The sequence below is a fragment of the Gemmatimonas sp. genome (assembly GCF_041689975.1).
In the GTDB taxonomy this organism is placed as follows: Bacteria; Gemmatimonadota; Gemmatimonadetes; order Gemmatimonadales; family Gemmatimonadaceae; genus Gemmatimonas.
Genome location: NZ_JBDNFF010000399.1, coordinates 1 through 10273, shown reverse-complemented (window position 1 = coordinate 10273; position 10273 = coordinate 1). Strand labels below are relative to the sequence as shown.

Here is a 10273-nt window from a genome sequence, read left to right as displayed (position 1 = left end):
CACGAGAATCCAGCACTGGATGTCGCGCTCACGGCTGGCCAACGTCTCGGACTTCCGGTGTTCGTGTACCATGCGCTCTCGGAGAAGTACCCCTTCGCGTCGGACCGGCACCACACGTTCATTCTGGAAGGTGCGCGCGACGTCGAGGCGGAGTGCGCCGCGCGCGGTATCGGCTACGCGTTTCATCTCGAGCGCCCCGGGCATCGCGGTCCGGCGCTTCGTACGCTGGCTGCAGGTGCCGCGCTGGTCGTGACCGAGACCCTGCCGGTCGCGCCGCTGGACTGGCTGACCGATGCGCTAGCCGAAGCCGTGACCTGCCCCGTGTGGAGTGTGGATACCGCCTGCGTGGTACCGATGCCACTGGTGGGGAAGGTGTACACGCGTGCCTTCGCGTTTCGCGACGCCACCACTGGAATACGGGCGGCGCGGTTGGCGGCCGTGTGGACCGACGTGGCTACGCACACTCCGCCGTTCGTGCCCGATGCGCTGCCCTTCGAACCGCTGCGATTGGCCGACGCCGACATTGCGGCGTTGGTCGCGTGCTGCGAGATCGACCATAGCGTCGCGCCGGTGCCGCATACGCCGGGGGGTACGATGGCTGGCTACGCACGATGGCGCGAGTTCGTAAGCACGGGTCGTCTCGATCGCTATGCCGCGAAGCGCAACGATGCGAGCATCGATGGCGTGAGCCGCATGTCCGCGTATTTCCACTACGGCATGGTGTCGACGTTCCGCGTCGTGCGGGAATGTGCGGCGCGCGGTGGCGACGGAGCCGACAAGTACCTCGACGAACTACTTGTGTGGCGCGAGCTGGCATATGCGTTCTGCTATTGGCACGATGCGCCCGACACGCTCGGGGCGATTCCGCCATGGGCGCGGGACACGCTCGCGCGACACGAGTCGGACTCGCGCACGCTGCACTCGTGGGAGACGCTCGCGCGTAGCGGCACGGGCGATGATCTCTGGGACGCCACGCAACAGTCGCTCCGCGTACATGGCGAGTTGCACAACAACGTGCGCATGACGTGGGGCAAGGCGATTCCCATGTGGTCGAGCAACGCCGCCGCCGCGCTGGAACGTCTCCTCGATTTGAACCACCGCTACGCGCTCGACGGGCGCGACCCGGCGAGTTTTGGTGGTCTGCTCTGGTGCCTGGGACAGTTCGACCGGCCGTTCACGCCGGAAGTCGCGGTGTTCGGGACCGTTCGCCCGCGGCGATCCGACGAGCACCGGCAGCGCATGAACTTTTCGGCGTATCGGGCACACGTGAGCCGCAGCGCCGGCCTATCACCACGTGTCACGGTAATTGGTGCGGGCATCTCCGGGCTCGCCTGCGCGCGCACGCTGCACGATCACGGCATCGCGGTGACCGTGCTCGACAAAAGCCGCGGCGTGGGCGGACGGATGAGCACGCGACGCGAAGGCGAGTGGCAATTCGACCATGGAGCACCGTCGCTCCGGCTCGACGATCCGCGACAAGCGCGCCTCGCGGAATCGTGGCGGCAGGACGCGGTGTTGCATGAGGTGAACGACGGGGAGTTCATCGGCACCAGCGGCATGAATGCATTGCCCAAGCATGTGGCGCGCGACTTGAGCGTGAAAACGAGCGTGCACGTGGCGTCGTTGGCGCGAACGGGATCCCGCGCGGGCTCAGGATGGGCCATTGTAGACCGGGACGGCGTGGAGCACCACGCGGACATCGTGTTGCTGGCGACGCCGGCCCCACAGGCGGCGGTACTGCTGAGTACGGTCGAAGATCCGCTGGCGTTTGCGCCGTTGTTGGCCGGCGTCACCATGCTCCCGTGCTGGAGCAGCATGATCGTCTTCGACGGTCCGCCCCCGACGATCGTAAGTGAATCGCTGATTGGCGGTGCGTTGAGCTCGGACTCGCCACTCGTGCACCGAGGGTGGCGTCAATCGGCGCGTCCGGGCCGAAGCAGCGACGAAGCATGGGTGGTGCACAGCGAAGGGAATTGGAGCGCCGAGCACATCGAGAAGGATCCGGCGGTCATCGCGGCGCTCGTGTCCGAGGCGTTGCGGGCACAGTTGCAGGTCGCCGGCAACATCGTGCACACCGTGGCGCATCGCTGGCGCTATTCGCGTGTGCAGGCGGGTCTCGACGATGCCTGCCTCTTCGACGAAACGCAGGGGATCGGCGCGTGCGGCGATTGGGGAGCCGCCGGCGCCACGCGGCGCTCACACCAGTCGGTGGAGCGCGCGTGGCTGAGTGGTATTGCGCTGGCCGGTCGCGTCCTGGGTCGCGTTACTTCGCGATCCCGTCCGGTGCTTTGAACAGCGACGGATCGAGAGGCGTGAACGTTACTTCGGCCGTCGTGAGGATCACATCGCCCTGCGGCGTGGACCGTACGAGTTTGGTCGGGATCTGCTTGCCTTCGAACGCCTTGTAGTCGCGGAACATCGACTTCTGCTCGCCCATCGGAGACTCCGTGACGGCGCCACGACGGAGGCCGGTGGCAACTTCGAACTACTCGCTGCGTGCTTCGCCAAGCTTCGAGGTTATGGAGAGCTTGTGGCGTTCCACACCGTCAAACATCTCCTTGGCATCGACGGACGCCTTCGCGAACCGGCTCACATCGAGAAACCCCGCGCCGCTCTCCAGCGACTCTCCGAGTGATTCCTCCTGCTCGGGAGGCATCCGTGACGCCTGTCCCATTGGCTGCACGGCCCAACCTATCGTCCCATCGAAGCCTTGATCGACCTTGGCCATGCCAAGGTCGATGATCATCCGCATCTTGTTGGGCGCGCTGGTGTGGCGTTCGTACGAGCCCGACATACCAGCGAAAGTGATGTCCGCCGTGCCCTTGTCGCTACCTCCCTGCAATTTCGACCACGCCACGCGACCACCAACGGCCGTGGCGAACTTGTCGTACACCTGCTGAACCGTAGGCAGCTGCGCCTCGACGCGCGCGGACACCGCGCTGAGTACCAGTGCCGCCAGGCCTACCTATCGTGCGAATCGCCTTGAAGCTCCGAGAGATAAGGTCATATCTCGGCTACGATTCCGTGGGACAAAAGTTTCGTGGTGCCCGGCCAGTCAGACCGGCACGATTCCACGAAACGGTGCATCCGCACCTGCACGTAGGGCGGCGATCCGTTCCTCGGCGAACGCGACGAGCTCCGCCATACTCTCCGCATCGAACACGAGCTTTACACCGGCGGCGGCGTAGAGCTCTGGCAGCGGCCGTGTGCCACCGAGCGCGAGGAAGCGCTTGTACGCGGCAACGGCATCCCCGGCATCGGCCACGGCGTTGCGGAGCACCTGCAGTGCTCCCAGCTGGGCGAGCCCGTACTCGATGTAGTAGAACGGCAGCTCGAAGATGTGAAGCTGCCGATACCAGCGACCCACCCGTTCATGTTCGAGCCCCGTCCAGTCTACGCCGGACTCGAACTCTTCGCGGATCTCGAGCCACTTCACATCGCGCGCGTCGCGATCGGCGCCGGCGGGATCCGTGTAAATCCATGCCTGAAACGCGTCGACGCTGGCGATGTGCACCAGACTCCCCAACACATCTTCGAGATGCTCGAGCCATGCCACGCGCGCCTGATCGGGCGTGTAGTAGCCGTCGGGCGCCACGAAGTAGGGCATCGCGAGCAGCTCCATGCTCATCGACGCGAGCTCGGCGGCTTCATGTCCGGTACGACGTTGCCAGGTGAACGGCAACGAGTGCGTGGCGAAGTCGTGGAAGCAATGTCCCGCTTCGTGCACGAGTGTCTGCACATCGTCGGGCACGCCGACGGCGTTCATAAAAATGAACGGACGGCCGCGGAACGACAGATCGGTGCAGTATCCACCGGGCGCCTTGCCGGGACGGCTCTCGAGATCGAGCAGCTTTTCGTCCGCCATGATGCGGAACTGCGCACCCAACTCAGGGTCGACCCGCTGAAAGATGTTCTTGGCGCGATCAATGAACGTGTCCACGTCGGCGAACGGCTTGAGCGGTTCGTCAGCGTTCAGGTCGACGGTGACATCCCAGGGGCGCAACAGCTCGACGCCGAGCAACTCACGCCGATGCTCCATGAGGCGTGCGACCGCCGGCGTAACCGTAGTTTTTACGGCTGCGTGAAAACGCGCAGTGTCTTCCGGGGTGTAATCGAATCGATGCTTGGCGGCGAAGCAGTATCGCTGATAGTCGGGGAAGCCGGCTTCCTTGGCCACGGCGTCGCGCAGCACGTACATGTTGTCGAACAGGTCGGCGAACTCGTCGCGCTTGACCAGGTAGGCCTCCGCGCCGAGGCGGAACGCGCGTTCGCGTTCGACACGATCGGCGGACTTGAGGTACGGCTGCAACTGCGGGATCGTTTTGGGGGTGCCATCCCAGTCCACGCTCAGGCCACCGGTGATCTTCTGGTAGCCGGCGGAGAACTCCTCGATCTGCGAAAAGCGGGCGACGTTCGCTTCGCGGAAGATCTCGATGTCGGTACGAAAACGCCGAATCATGGTCTCGAGATCGGGGCGCGACCAGCCAAGATCCAGCAAGCGTTTCGCGAGGCGGACCCCCTGCTCTTCCAGCTTCGGGAAGATCTCCATCGAAAACCGAAGATACGCGGTCTCGGCCGCCGTATCGGCGGTATTACCGGTGTAGGCGATCATCGCAAGCGTACCGGCTTCGCCAACCAGTGTATCGAGCCGCGACCACGTGCTCAGCCACGACTCCACGACGGGCGTCGTGGCGTCGAGGGGGAGCGTGGACAGCTGCTCGTAATACGGAAGGATGTCGTCCCAGGCAGCGTCGCGGAACGCCTCAGGAGAGGCCGGGAGTTCGATCATGATTTCGGAGTTGGGTCGCATAAACTGCACAGTACGTCATGGCGTCGCCGCCGCGTCAGCGGAGCGCGGTGAGGTGCGCGCTCTCGCATGACGGCGGGGTGTTATTCGCCGTACGGAATCCAGATATTCTTGACCTGCACGGCACGCCGCAGAAACTCACGGCCTTCGCCGACCCGCGGTTCCAGCCATTGGCGTCCGGCCCATTCGGTCCAGGTGCGCTTCAGGTTGGCGGCCGACGCCTTTTCAACGGCGGTCGCACCGGCCCGTGACCCAACGTACCACACGGCATCGACATCGTCATGCTCGGCGAGCACTTTGGCCAGCGAATCACGCGGACCGGTCACGATGTTGACCACACCGGCCGGCACGTCCGACGTTTCGAGTATGCCGTAAAAATCAGTCGCCGACAGCGGGTACCGCTCGGAGGGCACGGCGACCACGCGGTTGCCGGTGGCCAGCAGCGGAGCGATGAGTGACACGAGTCCAAGCAACGGATACGGGTCGGGACAGGCCACCCCGACGACCCCGATAGGCTCGTGCATGGCCAATGCGACGCCACGCAACGGTACATCGTGAATCGCGCCATCGTACTTGTCAGCCCACGCCCCGTAGGTGAACAGCCTCGAGATCGAGGCCTCCACTTCGCGCCTGGCGTCGCCGGCGGAGGCTCCCGTCATCGCGGACAGACGTGCGGCGAACTCCTGTTCGCGGGCCGAGAGATTCTCCGCGATGTAGAACAGGATCTGCGACCGCTGATGCCCGGTGAGCTTGGACCAGCTGGCGCTGGCATGTGCCGCTTCGACGGCATTGCGCACGTCCTTGCGATTGCCGTCGCCCACTTCGCCTACGACGCGACCGTTGGCACCGACGATACGACGCGAGTAACCTGAATCACTGCGGGCCTGCTTGCCGCCGATGAACAGCTTCGGCGTCCGGTCGATCGCGGGCAGCGTCGTTGCCGTCAGCGCAGCGTCAGCGACCTCCTCGTTTGTAGATAACGTGGGTGGTATGACGCTGACATCGACGGGAGACGGAGCTGTGTCTTGCAGGCGCACCGGCTCGAGATACTCGCCGAGCCCCTCGCGTCCGCCCTCTCGGCCGAATCCCGACTCGCGATATCCGCCGAAGCCGGCGGCCGCGTCGAAGAGGTTCGTGCTGTTGATCCACACCACACCGCACTTGAGCTTGGGCGCGATATCGAGGGCGAGATTGATATTCTCGCTCCAGACGCTGGCCGCGAGGCCGAACGGCGTGTTGTTCGCGAGCGCGACCGCTTCTTCAGGCGTGCGGAATGTCATGCTCACCAGCACGGGACCGAAGATCTCAACCTGCGCAATCGTGGCCGATGGGGCGACGTTGGTGAAAAGCGTAGGTGGGTGAAACGACCCTTCGGAGGGCGCGGCCCAAGAGGGCTGCCAGCACGTCGCACCTTCTTCGATGCCCTGCGTACACAGCTGCCGGATGCGCTCCAGCTGCACCGGCGCGATAATGGCGCCCATATCGATGGTCTTGTCGAGCGGCGATCCGATACGAAGTCGCTCCATGCGATCGCGCAACTTCTCGATGAGCTGATCGGCGACACCTTCCTGCACGAGGAGTCGCGAACCGGCGCAGCACACCTGTCCCTGATTGAACCAGATCGCATCGACTACGCCTTCCACCACACTATCGAGGTCGGCGTCTTCGAACACGACGAAGGGACTCTTGCCGCCGAGTTCGAGCGAGAGCCCCTTGCCGGATCCGGCGGTGGCCACGCGAATCGCGCGACCGACGTCGGTGCTTCCGGTGAACGCGATCTTGTCGACGTCCGGATGATCCACAATGGCGGCTCCCGTGCGGCCGTCTCCGGTCACGAGGTTGAACACGCCCGGCGGCAGACCGATTTCGTGGACCAGCTCCGCGAAGCGCAGTGCCGTGAGCGGCGTGAACTCGGCGGGCTTGAGCACCACTGTGTTTCCGGCGGCAAGCGCGGGCGCGACCTTCCACGCCAGCATCAACAGCGGGAAGTTCCACGGAATCACCTGCCCCACCACGCCGTAGGCGTGCTGCCCGGGGAACTCGGCCGAGAGCAGTTGTGCCCAGCCGGCGTGATACGAGAAGTGTCGCGCGACCAGTGGAATGTCGATATCACGCGTTTCACGAATCGGCTTGCCGTTGTCGATCGATTCGAGCACAGCGAAATGACGCGCGTGCTTTTGGATGCCGCGGGCGATGGCATACAACCAGCGGGCGCGCGCGTGATCGTCCAGCGCCTGCCAGCCGGGTAAGGCGGCACGCGCTGCGGCCACGGCGGCGTGGACGTCGTGCGTGCTGCCCTGCGCAACGCGGGCGAGCGGTGCGCCCGTGGACGGATCGTGTACTTCGAACGACTCACCTGCGGTCGGACGCGTGAACGCGCCGCCGATGTAGTGACCGAATGCGCTGCCATGACCGGCGAGCCAAGAGCGAACGACCGCATCCGCTTCCGGTGCCGGACCGTAGCTCATCGTATCGAAAATTTCGCGGACGGTGCCGCCCGTTGGTATCGTTGTGGGAGCCATGCGGATCACACCATGGGTTGGCGATGAGCCGCAGCGTAGCGACCCGTCACGAAATGTTCGAGCTGACGTTCGACGTCGGTGAGCAGCCCGCTCGCGCCAAAACGGAACAAGTGCGGACGAAGCCAGCGATCACCGAGTTCTTCCTTCATGAGGATGAGCCAATCGAGGGCCTGCTTCGCCGTACGGATACCGCCGGCGGGCTTGAACCCGACCTCGAAGCCGGTGCGCGATCCGAAGTCGCGAATCATGCGCGTCATCACCAGCCCTACCGGTAACGTGGCATTGCTGGTTTCCTTGCCGGTGCTGGTCTTGATAAAATCGGAACCGGCCATCATGGCGACCTGACTGGCCCGGGCGACATTCGTGAGTGTGGCGAGTTCACCAACGCCGAGAATCGTCTTGAGATGCGCTTCGCCGCAAGCTTCGCGGAAGGCACGCACTTCGTCGTAGAGTGCGCGCCAGTTACCGGTGAGCACGTGCGCGCGAGTGATCACGATGTCGATCTCGGCGGCGCCCGCGGCCACCGACGCGTGAATTTCGGCGACGCGCTGCTCGAACGGCGACAGACCAGCCGGGAAGCCGGTGGAGACGGCGGCGACCGGCACTCCCGATCGCTGCAAGGCCTCGACCGCGGTCGCGACGTACTGGTGATAGACGCACACGGCGCCGACCGTCAGCCCCAAGTCGCTCACACCGAGCGCGTTGACGATATCGCGGCGCAGCGGGTGGCGGGCCTTGGCGCAGAGCCGCTGCACGTTGCCGGGGGTGTCGTCACCCGCCAGCGTGGTGAGATCCATGCAAGTGATGGCGCGCAACAGCCATGCGGCCTGCCACTCCTTCTTGACGGTGCGTCGGCCACCAAGCGAAGCGACTCGCCGTTCAACGGCGCTGCGATTGACCTTGGTCGCCCGCACGAGCGCGAGATCGAGAGCCGTCCCTGGATTCCGCGCAGGAGGAATGTCCGGGCCCAGTCCGCTGGGCCAGCGAACCCCGTCAGGCGACTTGGCGTCGGCCGAACGGATCGGCCGTGGTGCGTGCAAAGGAGTGACAGTCATGGCAAGCCCAATCTAGGGGATAGAGAGACTTGGCGCTCCAGATCGAGCCCGGAAAAGTCGCACTCAACTCCGTGGGACCAGCGGCCGACACTGATGAGCGGAGAGGAGTACCCCGACTATCGAGGCCATGCGTTCCCCCCGACCCACACATCTGCTTGCCGCGCTGTTCACGGCCGTCCCGGCGCTTCTGGCGTTTCCCGGTTGCACCAAGACCGTGGAGGCACCGGCTGCGGCGCGTCTGACGATCGTGCAGGGACATCTGCAGACCGCGGCAGCAGGGACCCTGCTGCCCACGGCCGTAGTGCTTCGGGTGCTCGGCACCGACGGCGCTCCCATCGGAAAGATTCCGGTAAGCTTCAACGTGCTCGCTGGCGGTGGCTCGGTGGATCCTGGCACAGTGGTCAGCGATGCGAACGGCGAAGTGAAGGCTCGCTGGACGTTGGGCCCTAGCTCTCAGGTCCAGACGATGACGGGAACGGCCCCGGGCGTCGACCCGGTCGTGTTGAGTGCAACAGGCATCGTGCCGGGCGATCTGCTGATTGCGCAAGGCAACAATCAAACGGCGAAGGCGGGTGCCGCACTGACCGTGCAAATCGTACTGCGGGTCACCGGCGGCTCGAACGTTGCGATTCCTGGCCAGACGGTTGCCTTTTCCATCAGTAGTGGCGGCGGCAGCATCTCCCCCCAGTCGGCGGTGACCAACGCGCTGGGGGAAGTGTCGGTGAAGTGGACGCTCGGACCGCAGACGGGCCTGCAGATGGCCACGGCGAGCGCCGGCATGCTGGGTCCGATTTCGATCGCCGCGGTGGCAAACTAACCGTCCAATCGGCGGTGCCGGTGTCAGACCACGTCGTCGGTTCGCATTTCGTGCGAACCGACGACGTTCTTGCATCGTTGAATCGGGGTACTACCCGCGATCTTGCGGCATTCCCCTCATACAGGCCATGGCGAACGCAGCGAATCCGAACCTCTTGCAAGGCAAGACCGTTGTCGTGACCGGCGCCAGTGACGGCATCGGCAGGGCCGCGGTGCGCGCGTATGTCGCGGCCGGCGCGTCGGTGGTCATGGTCGGCCGCAACGAGGCCAAGACGGCAGCGGCAGCGCATTCGATCATGAGTGAATTGCGCGGCGCCGACGCCGAGCGGTCGCTTACGTGGGAAATCGCCGACCTCTCGCGTCTGGAGGCGGTACATGACGTGGCCGACCGGCTGCTGGCACGGCTGCCGCAGATTGACGTGCTGGCCAACAACGCCGGCGCGCTGTTTCTCGAGCGCGAGGTGACGCCCGAGGGCTTCGAACGGACCTTCGCGCTGAACCATCTGAGCTACTTCACGCTCACGACGCGCTTGCTCGTGCCCCTGGCGGCGGCGGCGCGACCGGGGGCGCCGGCGCGTGTGTTGAGCGTATCGAGTCGCGCCCACAAGAACGCGCACCCGGTACTCGACGATCTTCAGTGCGAGCGCACGTTCGGCGGATGGACGCAGTACGCGAACTCGAAGCTCTACAACATCTGGTTCACGCGAGCGCTGGCGCGTCGTCTCGATCCGGCGCGGGTGGTCGCGCAGGCGCTTCATCCCGGTGTGGTCAGTACGCGCTTTGCGACCAACAACGGCGGCATGGGTCGACTGCTTCGGCGCGCCATGGACCTGATCTCGGTCACGCCGGCTCAAGGGGCCGACACACTGGTCTGGCTCTCGTACGCGCCCGAAGCGCTGCAAGGGCCGGGCGACTACTGGGAGAAGCGCCGTCGCGTGACGCCATCGCGCACGGCCCGCGACGACGCGCGCGCCGAGCAACTGTGGACGACGACGTCCCAACTGACCGGCCTGGACGCCGACCAGCTCATTCGCGACGCGATGTCTCATGCCGTGGCGTGACCTGCCGCGGCT

General features: G+C 65.2%; 8 protein-coding genes. 3 read left to right on the top strand and 5 right to left on the bottom strand.

All coding sequences use genetic code 11. The annotated features are described in order from the left end of the window. On the top strand, positions 1 to 2292 hold a 2292-nt coding region (locus tag ACESNG_RS22835; RefSeq protein ID WP_373071005.1), incomplete at its 5' end, for an FAD-dependent oxidoreductase. On the opposite strand, the gene ACESNG_RS22830 is transcribed toward ACESNG_RS22835, so the two are convergent. The 5 genes from ACESNG_RS22830 to deoC form a co-directional block, all read right to left on the bottom strand. Continuing rightward, positions 2264 to 2437: a hypothetical protein gene (locus ACESNG_RS22830; RefSeq protein ID WP_373060352.1), complete on the bottom strand. Its 174-nt coding sequence runs from the start codon at positions 2435 to 2437 to the stop codon at positions 2264 to 2266. The genes ACESNG_RS22835 and ACESNG_RS22830 overlap by 29 nt on opposite strands. Before the next feature lie 48 nt (positions 2438 to 2485). Beyond that, positions 2486 to 2935, bottom strand: a complete 450-nt coding sequence (locus tag ACESNG_RS22825) for a hypothetical protein (protein ID WP_373060350.1) — start codon at positions 2933 to 2935, stop codon at positions 2486 to 2488. A gap of 120 nt (positions 2936 to 3055) precedes the next feature. Next, complete coding sequence (locus tag ACESNG_RS22820; protein WP_373060348.1) at positions 3056 to 4789, bottom strand: M3 family oligoendopeptidase; 1734 nt, start codon at positions 4787 to 4789, stop codon at positions 3056 to 3058. Positions 4790 to 4890: 101 nt separating this feature from the next. Further along, positions 4891 to 7329, bottom strand: a complete 2439-nt coding sequence (locus ACESNG_RS22815) for an aldehyde dehydrogenase family protein (RefSeq protein WP_373071003.1) — start codon at positions 7327 to 7329, stop codon at positions 4891 to 4893. A 5-nt stretch (positions 7330 to 7334) separates the two neighbouring features. Continuing rightward, entirely contained in the window at positions 7335 to 8384 is a 1050-nt protein-coding gene (gene deoC, locus ACESNG_RS22810; RefSeq protein WP_373071001.1) for a deoxyribose-phosphate aldolase, read from the bottom strand. Positions 8385 to 8511: 127 nt separating this feature from the next. Between deoC and ACESNG_RS22805 the strand changes: the two genes are divergently transcribed. Both ACESNG_RS22805 and ACESNG_RS22800 read left to right on the top strand, forming a co-directional pair. After that, positions 8512 to 9201: a hypothetical protein gene (locus ACESNG_RS22805; protein WP_373070999.1), complete on the top strand. Its 690-nt coding sequence runs from the start codon at positions 8512 to 8514 to the stop codon at positions 9199 to 9201. 127 nt (positions 9202 to 9328) lie between these two features. Then, positions 9329 to 10261: an SDR family NAD(P)-dependent oxidoreductase gene (locus ACESNG_RS22800; RefSeq protein ID WP_373070997.1), complete on the top strand. Its 933-nt coding sequence runs from the start codon at positions 9329 to 9331 to the stop codon at positions 10259 to 10261. Positions 10262 to 10273 lie beyond the last annotated feature (12 nt).